This window comes from Pseudomonas sp. S30 (genome assembly GCF_016518545.1).
Classification (GTDB): domain Bacteria; phylum Pseudomonadota; class Gammaproteobacteria; order Pseudomonadales; family Pseudomonadaceae; genus Aquipseudomonas.
On record NZ_JACVTO010000005.1, the window covers coordinates 126220 to 143148 of the forward strand.

15 protein-coding genes are annotated in these 16929 nt (G+C 63.4%); 6 read left to right on the forward strand and 9 right to left on the reverse strand.

Going from position 1 to position 16929, the window contains the following annotated elements; genetic code table 11:
* Nucleotides 1-477, forward strand: coding sequence for an SOS-induced cell division inhibitor SulA (gene sulA / locus IAE34_RS07790; protein WP_200138289.1), 477 nt, complete (start codon nucleotides 1-3; stop codon nucleotides 475-477).
* Nucleotides 478-522: 45 nt separating this feature from the next.
* Here the strand turns inward: sulA and IAE34_RS07795 are convergent, their stop codons facing one another.
* From IAE34_RS07795 to IAE34_RS07830, 8 genes are all read right to left on the reverse strand, one after another.
* On the reverse strand, nucleotides 523-756 hold the full coding sequence (locus tag IAE34_RS07795; RefSeq protein ID WP_200138290.1) for a hypothetical protein: 234 nt from the start codon (nucleotides 754-756) through the stop codon (nucleotides 523-525).
* A gap of 51 nt (nucleotides 757-807) precedes the next feature.
* Nucleotides 808-1329 carry a DUF6586 family protein gene (locus IAE34_RS07800; RefSeq protein WP_200138291.1) on the reverse strand — a complete coding sequence of 174 codons (522 nt, stop codon included), beginning with the start codon at nucleotides 1327-1329 and terminating at the stop codon, nucleotides 808-810.
* A 123-nt stretch (nucleotides 1330-1452) separates the two neighbouring features.
* Nucleotides 1453-4062 carry a type I DNA topoisomerase gene (gene topA, locus IAE34_RS07805; RefSeq protein WP_200138292.1) on the reverse strand — a complete coding sequence of 870 codons (2610 nt, stop codon included), beginning with the start codon at nucleotides 4060-4062 and terminating at the stop codon, nucleotides 1453-1455.
* 100 nt (nucleotides 4063-4162) lie between these two features.
* Nucleotides 4163-4414, reverse strand: coding sequence for a DUF1653 domain-containing protein (locus IAE34_RS07810; protein ID WP_200138293.1), 252 nt, complete (start codon nucleotides 4412-4414; stop codon nucleotides 4163-4165).
* 86 nt (nucleotides 4415-4500) lie between these two features.
* The gene (gene fadA, locus IAE34_RS07815; protein WP_200138294.1) at nucleotides 4501-5676 is read right to left on the reverse strand and encodes an acetyl-CoA C-acyltransferase FadA; all 1176 of its coding nucleotides are present in this window, start codon (nucleotides 5674-5676) and stop codon (nucleotides 4501-4503) included.
* Nucleotides 5677-5707: 31 nt separating this feature from the next.
* A complete protein-coding gene (gene fadB / locus IAE34_RS07820; RefSeq protein WP_200138295.1) occupies nucleotides 5708-7855 on the reverse strand; it encodes a fatty acid oxidation complex subunit alpha FadB in 2148 nt (715 codons plus the stop codon).
* Nucleotides 7855-8133 (reverse strand): hypothetical protein, encoded by a 279-nt coding sequence (locus IAE34_RS07825; RefSeq protein ID WP_200138296.1) that lies wholly within the window; start codon nucleotides 8131-8133, stop codon nucleotides 7855-7857. The genes fadB and IAE34_RS07825 overlap by 1 nt, the downstream gene beginning before the upstream one ends.
* 182 nt (nucleotides 8134-8315) lie before the next feature.
* Complete coding sequence (locus IAE34_RS07830; protein WP_200138297.1) at nucleotides 8316-8753, reverse strand: hypothetical protein; 438 nt, start codon at nucleotides 8751-8753, stop codon at nucleotides 8316-8318.
* Nucleotides 8754-8859: 106 nt separating this feature from the next.
* On the opposite strand from IAE34_RS07830, the gene IAE34_RS07835 reads away from it, so the two are divergent.
* Nucleotides 8860-9300 (forward strand): universal stress protein, encoded by a 441-nt coding sequence (locus tag IAE34_RS07835; RefSeq protein ID WP_200138298.1) that lies wholly within the window; start codon nucleotides 8860-8862, stop codon nucleotides 9298-9300.
* Between the two features lie 80 nt (nucleotides 9301-9380).
* On the opposite strand, the gene IAE34_RS07840 is transcribed toward IAE34_RS07835, so the two are convergent.
* On the reverse strand, nucleotides 9381-11309 hold the full coding sequence (locus IAE34_RS07840) for an ATP-binding cassette domain-containing protein (RefSeq protein ID WP_200138299.1): 1929 nt from the start codon (nucleotides 11307-11309) through the stop codon (nucleotides 9381-9383).
* 234 nt (nucleotides 11310-11543) lie between these two features.
* On the opposite strand from IAE34_RS07840, the gene IAE34_RS07845 reads away from it, so the two are divergent.
* From IAE34_RS07845 to dsbG, 4 genes are all read left to right on the forward strand, one after another.
* Nucleotides 11544-13472, forward strand: a complete 1929-nt coding sequence (locus IAE34_RS07845) for a transglycosylase SLT domain-containing protein (protein WP_200138300.1) — start codon at nucleotides 11544-11546, stop codon at nucleotides 13470-13472.
* A gap of 131 nt (nucleotides 13473-13603) precedes the next feature.
* Nucleotides 13604-15328, forward strand: coding sequence for a protein-disulfide reductase DsbD (gene dsbD / locus IAE34_RS07850; RefSeq protein ID WP_200138301.1), 1725 nt, complete (start codon nucleotides 13604-13606; stop codon nucleotides 15326-15328).
* Nucleotides 15328-16167, forward strand: a complete 840-nt coding sequence (locus IAE34_RS07855; protein WP_200138302.1) for a TlpA disulfide reductase family protein — start codon at nucleotides 15328-15330, stop codon at nucleotides 16165-16167. Before dsbD ends, IAE34_RS07855 begins: the two co-directional genes overlap by 1 nt.
* 1 nt (nucleotide 16168) lies before the next feature.
* Nucleotides 16169-16921 (forward strand): thiol:disulfide interchange protein DsbG, encoded by a 753-nt coding sequence (gene dsbG / locus IAE34_RS07860; protein WP_200138303.1) that lies wholly within the window; start codon nucleotides 16169-16171, stop codon nucleotides 16919-16921.
* Nucleotides 16922-16929: the final 8 nt, after the last annotated feature.

Here is a 16929-nt window from a genome sequence, read left to right on the forward strand (position 1 = left end):
ATGCAGCAGTCCGCCCATTCATCCCAGCCCGCGCAATTGCCCTTGTTCGAGGCGTTCCTCGCGCAGCCGATGCTGCCGGGGCTGAAGAGCCGTGAACACCCACTCAAGCCCCAGCGACCTGAGCTCTTCAGTGAACTGGCGCTGCGGGGTGCGCCGGGGCATTGTCACAGCTTGCTGGCGCCGATCCTGCGCGAGCTGAGCGAAGAAGACGACACGCGGTGGCTGACCTTGATCGCTCCACCGTCGAGTCTGACTCAGGCCTGGTTACGTCATGCCGGGCTGAATCGCGAGCGGATTCTGCTGCTCCAGCCTGGACAGAACCAAACCGCAGTGCAACTGGCGTGCGAGGCCTTGCGTCTTGGCCATAGCCATACGGTGGTGAGCTGGCTCGGCAGCGTCAGTGCCACGGTACGTCATCAGCTTGTCAGTGCGGCTACCTCTGGAAACGCACAGAGCCTGAATATCCGCCTCGGCTGATATTCAGGCTCTGCCAACGGCCCTGATGGCGTTGGCGGGTACCGCTCAGTGAAGGACTCGCGGCCCTTCATCCCGCTCGAACTCCCCTTCCACCAGCTTGCCGGCCATCTGCACGCCTACGCTGAGCATCGCCTTGGCCACTTCCACGTGCTGTCCTTGCAGGAATACCTTGGCATCTTCGGAGAAATCCAAGGTCACCAGCGAACCCTCGTCCTCGGCGCGGCGCAGCTCGATGCGACCATCAGGCAGTTCGACAATTTCTAGAAAGGACGTAGACATAAGTGGCCTGCTGTTCACGAAAGGCGGGTAGTGTACCAGCCACGCTCGCTCTCAGCACTCACTCAAGGCTTCACGAAAACGTCTTGCAAGGCTCTTGAGCGACTGACGCCAGGCTTCCAGCGTTTCGCGAGATAGCGTAGCAGGCTCGTCTTCATCCAGATTGACCGCCTGGATCAAAGGCTGGGTGACGTCCGTCTTCACAGGTCGCCTTGCGACCGGCGGTTGGAACAAATCGGCATAAGCGGCCAGCAGCTGCGCCAGCCATGTCTCTGGCTGGCGAGCCAACTCGATCATTTCGGCCATTTCTGGAATGGCCACGGCCGCGAGCGCGTCTTCTGTCAGCAGCGCCTCGGCACGCGCGGCATTGGCTTGAGGCAGTCGATAGAAGCCGGCGATTTCGTGGCACAGCCCAAGCAGGGCGCCGTAGAGGTGAAACAGCGACGACTCGCGCTCTGCCTGGATCAGCCCTTGGGCGTTCATGGCGCCACTCTGTTCAGCCTTGGCCATCGACTCCAGGGCGAGCCCGGCGAAGAACAGTTTCTGATTGGTGCGAGTGTAGAGTTCCTGGGCCATATGCGACGACCTCCCTAGGCTGTGAAACGAATGCCAGCATCATAAATGATCAGGGCCAGTTCTGCGCCCATCACGACGGTCCGTGATGGGCGCAGAACTGGCCCTTTTCGGTTGCAGGTGCGATCAGCGCTTGTCTTCGACCTTCCACGCCTTGCCATCGTAGAACGCCTTCCAGCCGGTGGGCTTGCCATCGACCTCGGACTGCACGTACTGCTCCTTGGTCTTGCGGCTATAGCGGATCACGCTTGGGCGACCGTCCGGATCCTTCGGCGGGGCATCACAGAGGAAATGGTACTTGGGATCGATTTCGTGCTTGTGCGGAAGAATTTCCAGCACCAGCGGTGCACGAGTTTCGCGGTTCTTCGGAAACTGGCTCGCGGCCAGGAACAGCCCGGAAGCGCCGTCGCGCAGCACATAGGTGTCATCGACCTTCTCGCAGCGCAGCTCGGGCATGTCCACCTTGTCCATTTTCGGCGGCGCGGCCTCGCCGCTCTTGAGCAGCTTGCGGGTGTTCTTGCACGCCGGATTGGTGCAACCGAAGAACTTGCCGAAACGGCCGGTCTTGAGTTGCATCTCGCTGCCACATTTGTCGCATTCCAGGCTCGGACCTTCATAGCCCTTGATACGGTAGCTGCCCTCTTCGATCTCGTAGCCGGGGCAATCCGGGTTGTTGCCGCAGATGTGCAGCTTGTGCTTCTCATCCAGCAGGTAGGCGTCCATCGCCGTGGAGCAGATCGGGCAACGGTGCTTGCCGCGCAGCACCAGCGACTCGGATTCGCCTTCGTCGTCCGCCGCGATCTCGTCGCCCGGCACCAGGTTGACGGTCGCCTTGCAGCGCTCCTTGGGCGGCAGGCTGTAGCCCGAGCAGCCGAGGAACACGCCGGTGGAGGCGGTACGGATCATCATGGGCCGCCCGCATTCCTTGCAGGCAATGTTGGTCAGGGTCGGCTGATTGGCACGCATGCCGTTTTCGCTGGATTCGGCGGTGAGCAGTTTCTTGCTGAAGTCACCATAGAATTCGTCGAGCACGTTCTTCCAGTCACGCTCGCCCTGGGCCACGTCATCGAGGTTCTCCTCCATGCCGGCGGTGAAGCCGTAGTCCATGAGGTTGGAGAAGCTCTCGGAGAGGCGCTCGGTGACGATGTCGCCCATCTTCTCGGAGTAGAAGCGGCGGTTGTGCAGGGTCACGTAGCCACGATCCTGGATGGTCGAGATGATCGCTGCGTAGGTCGAGGGGCGACCGATACCGCGCTTTTCCATCTCCTTGACCAGACTCGCCTCGGTGAAGCGAGCAGGCGGCTTGGTGAAGTGCTGGCTCGGATCGAGCTTGAGCAGCTGCAGCGACTCGCCTTGGGCCATGTCCGGCAGGACATCGTCCTCGCCGGGCTTGGACTGCTGCGCAAGGACGCGGGTGTAGCCATCGAACTTGAGGATGCGGCCCTTGGCGCGCAGCTCGAATTCGCCCGCTGCCACGGTAACGCTGGTGGACAGGTACTGCGCAGGCGGCATCTGGCAAGCCAGGAACTGGCGCCAGATCAGCTCGTACAGCCGCTCGGCATCACGCTCCATGCCGCTGATCTTGCTCGGGTGCGTGGTGACGTCGGAAGGTCGAATCGCTTCGTGCGCCTCCTGGGCACCTTCCTTGCTGCCATAGACCACCGGCGCTGCCGGCAAGTACTGCTTGCCGAACTCTTTCTCGATATAGCTGCGCGCCATGTCGACGGCATCGGTCGAGAGGTTGGTGGAGTCGGTACGCATGTAGGTGATGTAGCCCGCCTCGTAAAGGCGCTGGGCCATCATCATGGTCTTCTTGACGCCGAAGCCCAGGCGATTGCTGGCGGCCTGTTGCAGGGTCGAGGTGATGAACGGTGCCGACGGCTTGCTGCTGGTGGGACGATCCTCGCGCTTGACCACGCTGTAGCTGGAGGCCTTGAGCTTTTCCAGGGCAGCCATGGCCTGGGCCTGATTCAGCGGCTTGAACGCCTCGCCGCGCTCACGGGCCACCTCGAAACGCACCTTGGCGTTTTTCGCAGTGCCCAGGTCGGCGTGCACTTCCCAGTATTCTTCGGGGTTGAACGCACGAATCTCACGTTCGCGTTCGACCACCAGCTTCACCGCCACCGACTGCACACGCCCGGCAGACAGCCCGCGGGCGATCTTGGACCACAGCAGGGGCGAGACCATGTAACCCACGACGCGGTCGAGAAAACGCCGAGCCTGCTGGGCGTTGACGCGGTGGATGTCCAGATCGCCTGGTTGGGAAAACGCCTCCTGGATGGCCTTCTTGGTGATCTCGTTGAACACCACTCGCTTGTAGCGGCTGTCATCGCCGCCGATGGCCTCGCGCAGGTGCCAGGCGATGGCTTCCCCCTCGCGGTCCAAGTCGGTCGCGAGATAGATGGTGTCGGCGTCCTTGGCCAGGCGGCGCAACTCGTCGATCACCTTTTCCTTGCCGGGCAGGATCTCGTACTTGGCTTTCCAGCCGGCTTCCGGGTCCACACCCATGCGCGCGACCAGCTGCCGGCGAGCCTTCTCCTTGGGCGTGAGGGTCGGTGCCTCGGCAGCGGTCTTGCCGCGTTTGGCAGCCGGCTCCTTGGCCGTGCTGGCCGAACCGCTGGTGGGAAGGTCTCGGATATGGCCGATACTCGACTTCACCACGTACTGGTTGCCCAGGTACTTGTTGATGGTCTTGGCCTTGGCCGGGGATTCCACAATGACCAGCGATTTGCCCATGGATCGGAAGATTCCTGAATCTGAAAATGAAAAACGCGTCAGGTGCCGCACGCGGCACCGCTATATATAGTGGCGAAAGAGTGAGGTCAAGCGTGGACTATCACTCGCCGGGCTTCACCAGGAGCCCTGCAAGCCCGTCTTCAGCCTCGAGCAAAGCAAAGCGCGGTAGACGCTCGCCGTCAACCTCGACCGACTCCTGAAACATCGAGAGTGGCCTGACCCAGAAGCTGTAATCACCATACAGGCACTGGTAGAACACCATCCACTCCTCGGTCTCGGAGTGACGTGCGACACTCAGCACACGGTACTCAGGCCCTTTGTAATGGCGGTATACGCCAGGTTGGATGTGCATCGGTTTACCTCTTGCCTGCGAACGTTGCTGGATCGATAAAAAACAAAACCGGGGCACTAGGCCCCGGCTGCTGTCCTGCAAAACGCTCAGACGCGTTCGAAGACAGTGGTGATGCCCTGACCCAGGCCGACGCACATGGTCGCCACACCCAGGGTGCCGCCGTTTTGCTTCATCACGTTCAGCAGAGTGCCTGAAATACGGGCACCGGAGCAACCGAACGGGTGACCGAGGGCGATAGCGCCGCCGTGCAGGTTAACCTTCTCATCCATCTTGTCGAGCACTTTCAGATCCTTGAGCACCGGCAGTGCCTGCGCTGCGAAGGCTTCGTTGAGCTCGAAGAAGTCGATGTCGGCGATGCTCAAACCTGCGCGCTTGAGCGCTTTCTGAGTCGAAGGCACGGGGCCGTAACCCATGATCGCCGGATCCACGCCGGCCACCGCCATCGAACGGATCACCGCCAGCGGTTGAATGCCGAGGTCCATGGCGCGCTGGCCGGACATCACGATCATGCACGAGGCACCGTCGGTGATCTGCGAGGACGTACCGGCGGTGACGGTACCGCCCTTGGGGTTGAAGGCAGGCTTGAGCGCGGCCAGGCCCTCCAGGGTGGTTTCCGGACGAATGGTTTCATCGTAGTCGAAGACCTTGAGGAAACCGTTCTCGTCATAACCCTGCATGGGAATGATCTCGTCCTTGAAATTGCCCTCCACAGTGGCCTTGTGGGCCAACTGGTGGGAGCGCAGGCCGAACTGGTCCTGTTGCTCGCGGGTGATGCCATGCATCTTGCCCAGCATCTCGGCGGTCAGGCCCATCATTCCCGACGCCTTGGCAGCGTACAGGGAAAGGTGCGGGTTGGGGTCCACGCCATGCATCATGCTGACATGACCCATGTGCTCGACGCCGCCAATCACGAATACGTCGCCGTTGCCGGTCATGATCGCCTGGGCGGCGGTGTGCAGAGCGCTCATCGACGAGCCGCACAGGCGGCTGACGGTCTGGGCGGCGCTGGTATGAGGGATCGGCGTCATCAGCGAGGCCATGCGGGCGATGTTCCAGCCCTGCTCCAGGGTCTGGTTGACGCAGCCCCAGATGACGTCCTCGACTTCTTTCGGATCGACCTTGTCGTTGCGCTCCAGCAGCTTGCTGATCAGGTGCGCCGACATGTCTTCAGCGCGGGTGTTACGGTGCATGCCGCCCTTGGAGCGGCCCATCGGCGTGCGACCGAAGTCGACGATCACCACGTCTCTTGGATTGAGGCTCATATCACTATTCTCGCTCTAGCTCGGGGGCCGTTCAGTTGAAGAAGCGCTGGCCGTTCTTGGCCATTTCACGCAGCTTCGCGGTCGGGTGGTACAGCGGACCCAGATCGGCGTAGCGGTCGGCCAGGGCGACGAACTCGGCGACACCGATCGAATCGATGTAGCGCAGCGCGCCACCGCGGAAGGGAGGGAAGCCGATGCCATAGACCAGGCCCATGTCCGCCTCGGCGGCGGTCTCGACGATGCCGTCTTCCAGGCAGCGCACGGTTTCCAGGCACAGCGGCACCATCATCCAGTTCAGGACGTCTTCATCGCTCAGCTCACGCTGTTCGTAGACCACCGGCTTGAGCACTTCCAGGACCGAGGGATCGGCGACCTTCTTCGGCTTGCCGCGCTTGTCGGTCTCGTAGGCGTAGAAGCCCTTGCCATTCTTCTGACCCAGGCGATCGGCCTCGTAGAGGGCGTCGACGGCGGAACGACGATCATCCTTCATGCGGTCGGGGAAGCCCTCGGCCATGACGTCGCGACCATGGTGGCCGGTGTCGATACCGACCACGTCCATCAGATAGGCCGGACCCATGGGCCAGCCGAACTTTTCCATGATCTTGTCGATGCGCACGAAGTCGACGCCAGCGCTGACCAGTCGGGCGAAGCCGCCAAAGTACGGGAACAGCACGCGGTTCACCAGAAAGCCCGGGCAGTCGTTGACCACGATCGGGTTCTTGCCCATTTTCTTGGCGTAGGCCACGGTGGTGGCGACTGCCACTTCGCTGGACTTCTCGCCACGGATGACCTCCACCAGCGGCATCATGTGCACCGGGTTGAAGAAGTGCATGCCGACGAAGTTTTCCGGACGCTTGAGCGCCTTGGCCAGCAGGTTGATGGAGATGGTCGAGGTGTTGGACGCCAGGATCGCGTCGTCCTTGACCTGCCCTTCCACCTCGGCCAGTACGGCCTGCTTGACCTTTGGATTTTCCACCACAGCCTCGACGACGATGTCGACGTTGGCGAAGTCGCCATAGGACAAGGTCGGGCGAATGGCGTTGAGCGCCTCGGCCATCTTCGTCGGCGTCAGGCGGCCTTTCTCCACGCGTTTGTCGAGCAGCTTGGACGCTTCGTTCAGACCCAGTTGGATGGCTTCTTCACGGATGTCCTTCATCAGGATCGGCGTGCCCTTGACCGCCGACTGGTAGGCGATGCCGCCGCCCATGATGCCGGCACCCAGCACGGCGGCCTGCTTGACGTCGCGGGCGATCTCGTCGTGGGCCTTGGCCTTGCGCTTGAGTTCCTGGTCGTTGAGGAACAGACCGATCAGGCTCTGCGCCACCGAGGTCTTGGCCAACTTGGCGAAACCGGCGGCTTCGACTTCCAGCGCCTTGTCACGGCCGAAGTTAGCCGCTTTCTGGATGGTCTTGATCGCCTCGACCGGCGCAGGGTAGTTCGGCCCGGCCTGACCGGCGACGAAGCCCTTGGCGGTCTCGAACGCCATCATCTGCTCGATGGCGTTGAGCTTGAGTTTTTCCAGCTTGGGCTGGCGCTTGGCCTTGTAGTCCAGTTCGCCGCTGATGGCGCGCTTGATCAGGTCCAGGGCGCCGGCCTGGAGCAGCTCAGGGGCCACCACGGCGTCGACGGCACCGACCTTCAAGGCGTCTTCGGCGCTGTTTTCCTTGCCCGAAGCGATCCACTCCACCGCGTTGTCCGAACCGATCAGTCGTGGTAGGCGCACGGTACCGCCGAAACCGGGGTAGATGCCCAGCTTGACTTCCGGCAGGCCGATCTTGGCGCGATTCGACATCACCCGGTAGTCGGCGGCCAGGCACATTTCCAGGCCACCGCCCAGTGCGATGCCATTGATGGCTGCGACGGTAGGTACGGCCAGGTCTTCGAAATCGCTGAAGATGCGATTGGCCTCCAGGTTGCCGGCGACCAACTCGGCCTCTGGCAGCTTGAAGTTGTCGACGAATTCGGTGATGTCAGCGCCGACGATGAACACGTCCTTGCCGCTGCTGACGATCACGCCCTTGATGGACGCATCGGACTTGATGGTGTCCACCGCCTGGCGCAGTTCGCTCAGGGTCAGGCGGTTGAATTTGTTGACGGACTCACCCTTGAGGTCGAAATTCAGTTCGACGATGCCGCTTTCAAGAGCCTTAACCGTGATGGCTTTACCTTCGTAAATCATCAACTGATCTCCACGATATGGAAGCTGAACTGTACACGCCGAACGCTGGCGGTCGGGTTTCGAACAAACCCGCGCCAGGCACACCCGTCAGCGCGATAGTCGGGATTCTGGACGAGCGATGAAAACAGACAAACGCTCAATTCATACGCCCGTTTGATTTGGGTACGCACACATTCTCCGAAAAGGTCGAGGTTGTCAAATGCCCGCAGACAGCGGTGAAAACCCGACTTTGCGGTCATTTTGTCGCAGGCAGGCGAAAACCGGATGACGATGATCACCGGTCATTCATGGGAACGATTCGGGCTGGCCAGGCGGGTAGCGCTGCGCAGGACTCGGCCCAGCCTGCAGCCGCGTGCACCGGCTGGACAGACAGGTCGGTACCGGCTCTGGCCGATTGGCGGGTATGCCCTGCAACCAAGCGCAATCGGCGTGGCGACGGGCGTGTGGCTCGAATGCTGCTTCAGGCGAGGGTGTCGAGCGTGTGCGCAATATCCTGTAAAACAGCGGCATCTCCTCGCTCGCTCCAATACAGCGCGAGCATCCGCGAGTCGGCCTCGACCTTGTAGACGCTCGCCGGCAGTTTGCTGAAGCACGCCATTAGCCGTGCATCCTCGCAGGGCTCGCGCCAGGTATTGCACCAGAGGCCGGGGCTGACTTGCCAGTAGCACCAGGTGTCCTCTCGCCCCTTGCGGCGCCCCCGGTGGTATTGCGGGCAGGGGCTGGGGGGCTCGTGCTCCAGCCAATGCGGCCACTTCTGCGGAGCCAACTGCATGGCAAGGCCCATGCGCCGGGCGTGCAGGCGCAGATTCATCTGCTCGCTCTGCTTGCGCGACGGTCGCAGCCAGGCCAGGGGGCTCAGCATCAGCGCAAGGATTGACACCACTAGCCATACCGTCATATCTGTATCCCCCCTAATGAACCGGACAGTGGCGTGAGATCATTTCACACGGCCCTGCCGTAAACCGACCATACTTGCATTATCGCGATCTTCAGGAGAGCCGCTCATGTCCTATCAACACCTTCTGGTCGCCGTCGACCTGACCGAGGAATGCGATCCGGTGATAAAGCGCGCGATGAAGCTCGCCGAGCCCACCCAGGCGACCGTGTCGCTGGTGCACATCGTCGAGCCCATGGCCATGGCCTTCGGGGGCGACGTGCCCATGGACCTTTCACAACTGCAACAGCAGCAGTTCGACCAGGCCAAGGAGCGGATGGATCGCCTGTACGCCAAGTACCCCAGCATCAAGCGTGGAGACTCGCACCTCAAGTACGGCCAACCGCGCCAGGAGATCCACCAACTGGCCAAGGAACAGGCGTGCGACCTGATCGTGGTGGGCAGCCATGGCCGCCACGGCCTGGCGTTGCTACTGGGCTCCACGGCCAACGACGTGCTGCATGGCGCACCTTGCGACGTGCTGGCCGTCAGGTTGCAGACCAAGGAGTGATTCCTCGCGGCTAGCCCGCCCCCGGTGGCTGAGATGCTGCCTGCCTGTTCAGGCGCGGGACCGCCCGCGCCTGAACGGCTTCAACCCTCCAGCTCGGCCCAGCGCTCCACCAGTGCATCCAGCTGCGCCTGCAGCGCTTCGAGCTGACCGAGCACGTGCGATGTCTCGGCGATCGGCCGCTGGTAGAAGCTGGGCGCAGCCACTTCCTCCTGGAGCACCGCCATCTTCTGCTCGAGTGCGTCGATCTGCCCGGGCAGCAGCTCCAGTTCGCGCTGCAGCTTGTAGCTGAGCTTCTTCTTGGCACTGTCGGGCGCCGCAGCGGGCACCGGCTCCACGGCCTGCACCTCGACCTTTTCGACCACGGCACTGTTGAGCGCCGACTTGCCACCCTTGCTCTCGGCCACGCCCAGCAGCTTCGGCGAGCCGCCCTGGCGGATCCAGTCTTCGTAACCGCCAACGTACTCACGAACCCGGCCCTGACCTTCGAACACCAGCGTGCTGGTGACCACGTTATCCAGGAAGGCCCGGTCGTGGCTGACCATGAGCACGGTGCCCTTGAAGTTGGACAGCACCTCCTCGAGCAGCTCGAGGGTCTCGACGTCGAGGTCGTTGGTCGGTTCGTCCAGCACCAGCAGGTTGGCCGGCTTGCTGAACAGCTTGGCCAGCAGCAGGCGGGCGCGCTCGCCGCCGGACAACGCCTTGACCGGGGTCCGCGCCCGCTGTGGGCTGAACAGGAAATCGCCCAGGTAGCTCAGCACATGGCGATTCTGGCCATCGATCTCGATGAAGTCCCGGCCTTCGGCGAGGTTGTCGATCACGGTCTTCTCGAGGTCGAGCTGGTGGCGCATCTGGTCGAAATAGGCCACTTCCAGCTTGGTGCCGCGCTCGACGTGACCTTCGGTGGGCTCCAGGTCGCCGAGCATCAGCTTGAGCAAAGTGGTCTTGCCGGTGCCGTTGGCACCGAGCAGGCCGATGCGGTCCTGGCGCTGCAGCACCATGGAGAAATCCTTGACCAGCGCCGGACCGTCGGCATGGGCGAAGCTGACGTTCTCCAGCAGCATCACCTGCTTGCCGGACTTGTCCGCGACTTCGATCTGGATGTTGGCCTTGCCCTGGCGCTCACGCCGCTCACCGCGCTCCACGCGCAGCGCCTTGAGCGCACGCACCCGCCCTTCGTTGCGGGTGCGTCGGGCCTTGATACCCTGGCGGATCCACACCTCTTCCTGGGCCAGGCGCTTGTCGAACAGCGCATTGGCGGTTTCTTCGGCCGCCAGCGCCGCCTCCTTGTGCACCAGGAAGCTGGCGTAGTCGCCGTTCCAGTCGATCAGCCCCCCGCGATCGAGCTCGAGAATTCGCGTGGCCAGGTTCTGCAGGAAAGAACGGTCGTGGGTGATGAACAGCACCGCGCCGTTGAAACCGTTGAGGGCTTCTTCCAGCCAGGCGATGGCGCCGATGTCCAGGTGGTTGGTCGGCTCGTCGAGCAACAGCAGATCGGGCTCGCAGACCAGCGCCTGGGCCAGCAGGACCCGCCGCCGCCAGCCGCCGGAGAGCTCGGCCAGAGTCTTGTCGGCCGGCAGTTGCAAGCGGCTCAGGGTACTCTCGACCACCTGCTGCAGGCGCCACCCATCGCGGGCCTCGATCTCGTGCTGGACGTGCATCAGCTTGTCCAGGTCGTCGTCACCCTGGATGTTCTGGCTCAGGTGATGGTATTCGGCGAGCAGCGCGCCGACGCCATCCAGCCCCTCGGCCACCACGTCGAACACGCTGCGCGCGTCGGCCACCGGCAGTTCCTGCGGCAACTCGCCGATCTTCAGGCCTGGCGCACGCCAGATGTCGCCCTCGTCGGGTTTCTGTTCACCCTTGACCAGACGCAGCATGCTGGACTTGCCGGTGCCGTTGCGACCGATGATGCACACCCGCTCACCACGGGCGATCTGCCAGGACACTTTGTCCAGCAGCGGCATGGCACCGAATGCGAGGGACACATCGCTGAATTTGAGCAGGGTCATGATCGTCTCCAAAAACCGGGCGCGTATTCTACCTGACTTTTGCCTTGCCTTGGCCGATTCATGACGGTATGCGCCTGGCCGGAAAGCGCTTGGCGACCCTGGGTCGAGGTTCATGATTGGATACAAGCACAGCGCTTTCATCCATGGCGGGCAACCGGCTAAGCTAGGACCCAACCACCTCACCAGTGTTGGCTTCGCCGTCACTTTCTCATGGTTCAACTGCCCGGACGACTCATGCGCAGCCGCCTGTTCCAATTCGTTTCCTGCCTGGTGTTCACCGCTGCCACTGCCAGCGCTGCCCAGGCCATCGACATCACCCAGCAGCGCCAGTACTACGATGAAGCCAAACGCGCCCTGGCCAAGGGGGACAAAGGGCCTTATCTGCGTTATGCCGATGCCCTGGCCGATTATCCACTCACGCCCTACCTGGCCTACGACGAACTCACTGCACGCCTGAAAACCGCCAGCAACGAGGAAATCGAGCGTTTCCTCGCCCAGCATGGCGACCTGCCGCAGGCCAACTGGATGAAGCTGCGCTGGCTGCGCTGGCTCAGCGAACGAGGCGACTGGAAAACCTTCGCCAAGTACTACGACGCCAAACTCAATTTCACCGAGCTCGACTGCCTCAATGGCCAGTATCAGCTCGCCAGCGGGCAGCGCGCCGAGGGCTTCGCCACGGCAGAGAAGCTGTGGAACGTCGGCAAATCCCAGCCCGCGGCCTGCGACACGCTGTTCGGTCTGTGGGCTGCCGAGGGCCAGCTCACCGAGGCGCGGCGCTGGCAACGCGCCAAGCTGGCGGCCCAAGCGCGCAACTACACCTTGGCGAGCAACCTGGTACAGACGCTGCCGACCCTCGCCACCCAGGGCAAGCTGCTCATCGACGTGGCGCAGAAGCCCGAGTTGCTCAAGCAGCCCGCACGCTTCCAGCCAGCCAGCGACGCCATGTCCGACGTGGTCAGCCTCGGGCTGCGCCGGTTGGCGCGGCAGGACCCGGACCAGGCCATGGCGCTGCTGGACGACTACGCCCAGCGCATGCACTTCTCCCGTGACGAGAAAGTGGCTATCGCCCGCGAGATCGGCCTCACGCTGGCCCGCCGCTACGACCCGCGCGCCCTGGACCTGATGACCGGCTACGACCCTGAACTGCGCGACAACACGGTCAGCGAGTGGCGGATGCGTCTGCTGCTGCGCCTGGGCCGCTGGGAAGACGCCTACGAGCTGAGCCGGCGTCTGCCCAAGGATCTCTCGGACAGCAGCCGGTGGCGCTACTGGCAGGCGCGCAGCCTGGAACTGGCGCAGCCTAACAACCCGCAGATCCCTCTGCTGTACAAGAACGTGTCGCGCGAGCGCGATTTCTACGGGTTCCTGGCCGCCGATCGCGCGCAGACGCCCTACCAGCTCAACAACAAGCCGCTGGTGCTCAGCCAGGCGCTACTCAACAAGGTGCGCAACACGCCGGGCGTGCGTCGCGCCCTGGAGTTCCATGCCCGTGGGCAGATTGTCGAGGGTCGACGCGAGTGGTATCACGTCAGCCGCCACTTCAACCGCGACGAAATGGTCGCCCAGGCGCGTCTGGCCTACGACCTGCGCTGGTACTTCCCGGCCATTCGCACCATCAGCCAAGCCCAGTACTGGGACGACCTGGACATCCGCTTCCCCATGGCCCACCGCGACACGCTCGTGCGCGAAGCCCAGGTGCGCGGCCTGCATTCGAGCTGGGTGTTCGCGATCACCCGCCAGGAAAGCGCCTTCATGGACGATGCTCGCTCCCCGGTGGGCGCGAGCGGTCTCATGCAACTGATGCCTGGCACCGCCAAGGAAACCGCGCGCAAGTTCAGCATTCCCCTGGCCTCGCCTGCACAGGTGCTGGACCCGGACAAGAACATCCAGCTCGGCGCTGCCTACCTGAGCCAGGTCCATGGCCAGTTCAATGGCAACCGGGTGCTGGCATCGGCTGCCTACAACGCCGGACCAGGGCGTGTGCGTCAGTGGCTCAAGGGTGCAAAGCACCTGAGTTTCGACGTGTGGGTGGAATCGATACCTTTCGACGAGACCCGCCAGTACGTGCAGAACGTGCTCTCGTACTCGGTGATCTACGGTCAGAAACTCAACGCGCCACAACCGCTGGTGGACTGGCACGAGCGTTACTTCGACGACATGTAGCATTGCAAAGCTGCTGCAGCCCCTTCGGAGCCTTCGCACAGCCTCCAGGGGCTGCATGTCGGACTGGGTTAACCCGACGTTAATCAGCTCGCTCCAGCATGATGCCTTCACTGCACTGCCAAGGCGGCCACATGCGCATCATTCTCCTATTGCTGACGTTTCTCTCCGCTGGCGCGGTGTACGCCAATCCTTTCGCGCCCAAGTCGGATTTCCTGCCGGTGGACCAGGCATTCGTGCTGTCCCATGACCGTCTACCTTCGGGGCAGACGCGCCTGTATTTCCAGATCAAGGACGGCTACTACCTTTATCAGAAGCGCCTGAAATTCGACGGCATCGCCACGGACCTTCAACCGGCCTTGCCACAGGCGCTCAATCATCACGACGAATTCTTCGGTGACAGCGCGGTGTACCGCACCGAGCTGGAACTGCTGCTGCCGCCCGAGGCCAGCGGGCAGTTGCGCCTGGGTTGGCAAGGTTGCGCCGACGCCGGGCTGTGCTATCCGCCACAGACCACCGTGATCGACCTGGGAGGGCCGGCCAGCGCAGCGGCGCCGGCCGGCGACCAGCAGGCCGCGGACCAGACGCTGGCCAGCGACCTGGCCGACGGCAGCCTGGCCTGGAGCCTGCTGGCATTCTTCGGCCTCGGCCTGCTGCTGGCCTTCACCCCCTGCACTTTGCCGATGTTGCCGATTCTCGCCGGCGTGGTGATGGGTAACGGCGCCAGTGCCAGGCGAGGTGCATTCCTGGCTGGGGCTTACGTGCTGAGCATGGCGCTGGTGTATGCCGCGCTGGGCGTGGTGGCAGCGTTGCTGGGCGCGAGCTTGCAGGCCTGGCTACAGCAACCGTGGCTGCTGGGCAGCCTGGCCGGCCTGTTCGTGATACTCGCCCTGCCGATGTTCGGTGCGTTCGAACTGCAGTTGCCTGCCGCGCTGCGTGATCGCCTGGACCGTGCGGGACGGGGCACCCAGGGCGGTAGCCTGTACGGTGCAGCGCTGCTGGGCGCCCTCTCCGGCCTGCTGCTGGGTCCCTGCATGACCGCGCCTCTGGCCGGCGCGCTGCTGTTCATCGCCCAAAGCGGGGATGTCGTGCAAGGCGCGCTGGTATTGTTCAGCCTGGGCTTGGGCATGGGTGTGCCCTTGTTGCTGCTGGTCACCGTAGGCAATCGCTACCTGCCGCGACCCGGCGCCTGGATGGATCGGGTCAAGGGTGTGTTCGGCTTCATCTTTCTCGCCATGGCCCTGTACACGGTGCGCAGCCTGCTACCCGATCCGCTGTTGCTGGGGCTGGCCGGCGCATGGTCGCTGGTATTCGCCTGGGCCGCCTGGCACGCCTTGCAGCGGTTGCCGGCCTTGCGCGCCTTGCCGCTGCTGGCCGGTCTGTGGGGCACTCTGCTGTTGATCGGCGCGGCAGCAGGCGGCGACGATCTCTGGCAGCCCTTGAAACCCTTCGCCAGCCGCGGGGTGGCCACGGTGACCGATTCGCATCAGGAGCAGGTGGTCACCCTCGATGATCCGCAAGCGCTGCAGCGTGAACTGGATGCAGCCAAGTTGCGCGGCCAATGGGTGCTCATCGACTACTACGCCGATTGGTGCGCCTCGTGCAAAGTGATGGACAAGCAGGTATTCGCCCGCGACGACGTGCAAGCCAGCCTGCGCGATGTGCACATGCTGCGCCTGGATGTGACCTCCGATTCCGCGGCCAGCCGCGAGCTGCTGCAGCGCTACCAGATCCCCGGGCCTCCGACACTGCTGTGGATCGGCCCGGAAGGCCAGGAGCGTCGACATCGGCGCATCACCGGCGAAGTCGATGCCGCTACATTCCTGCAACATTGGGCCAGGACTCGGAGTGAAGGCTGATGCTGACGATTACCCTCGGTCCCCTGACCATGGCGCTCAATCACCTGCTGCTGCTCGCGGCGCTGGGTGTCGCCTGCCTGGTCGGCTGGTGGGTGGCACGCCGAGGCGGGGAAAATCCTGAAGCGGCATTGTTCAACCTGTTCCTGGCCGGGGTGCTCTGCGCGCGCCTGGGTTTCGTCCTGCAATATTGGTCGATGTACCAGAACGATCCGCTGCAGATGATCGACATTCGCGACGGCGGCTTCCAGCTCTGGGGCGGCCTGGCCGGTATCGTCGCGGCCACGCTCTGGCAGGTCGTGCGCCGCCCGGGATTGCGCGTCCCCCTGGGCTGGGCGGTGATGAGCGGCGCGCTGTTCTGGGGCCTGACCAGCCTGGGCAGCCACCTGTACGACAAAGGCACCGAGCTGCCCGACCTCACCCTGCGCACCGCCAGTGGCGAACCGGTCGCACTGCAGACCTACCGCGGCAAGCCCTTGGTGGTGAACATCTGGGCCACCTGGTGCCCGCCCTGTCGTCGCGAGATGCCCGTGCTGCAACAGGCGCAGGGCGATCACCCGGACGTCACCTTCGTGTTCGTCAACCAGGGTGAGACCGCAGAAACCGTCAGCACCTTCCTTGCCACTACAGGACTGAGCCTGACCCATGTGCTGTTCGACGGCAGCGGACAGCTGGCGCAGCGAGTGGGCTCCATGGCCCTGCCCACGACCTTGTTCTACGACGCCCAAGGGCGTCTGGTGGGCAGCCATCTGGGCGAGCTGTCGCGCGCCAGCCTGCACGCTGCCCTCGCCGACCTGACACGGGCCATCCCGCCCGATGCACACCTTTCCAGAGGACATTGACATGCGAATGACCGCCCTGCTCGCCCTGAGCCTGCTGACCGCACCGCTGGTGCATGCCGAGACCTGGCCGGAACCGATCCGGCAGATGCAGGCCAAGGGTGCAGTGATCAAAGGCAGCTTCGAAGCCCCCGACGGGCTGCGCGGCTACGCTGCCGAGTACCACAACAACGGCATCGCCCTGTACCTGACCGCCGACGGCAAGCATGTACTGGTGGGCAGCCTGTTCGACGAACAGGGCCGGGACCTGAGTGCCGAGCCGTTGGAAAAACTGGTGTACGGCCCGATGAGCAAGGAGATCTGGGCGAAACTGGACAAGAGTACCTGGATCCAGGATGGCAAGGCCGATGCGCCTCGAACTGTGTACCTGTTCAGCGACCCGAACTGCCCTTACTGCAACATGTTCTGGGAACAGGCACGGCCCTGGGTGGACTCGGGCAAGGTGCAACTGCGCCACATCATGGTGGGCATCATCCGGCCGGACAGCCCGGGCAAATCGGCGGCCCTGCTGGCAGCCAAAGACCCGGCCAAGGCCCTCAAGGACCATGAAAGCGCTGGCAAGGCCAGCACGCTCAAGGCGCTGCAAACCATTCCAGAGGTCGTGCAGAAGCAACTGGCCGCGAATCAGGGGCTGATGGAAGAAATGGGCCTGGGCGCCACCCCGGCGATCTTCTACCGAGACGAGCAGGGTCAATTGCAGACCCAGCAAGGCGCCCCGCGACCGGACATGCTGGGCAAGATTCTCGGCAAGCGCTGATCCAGCCA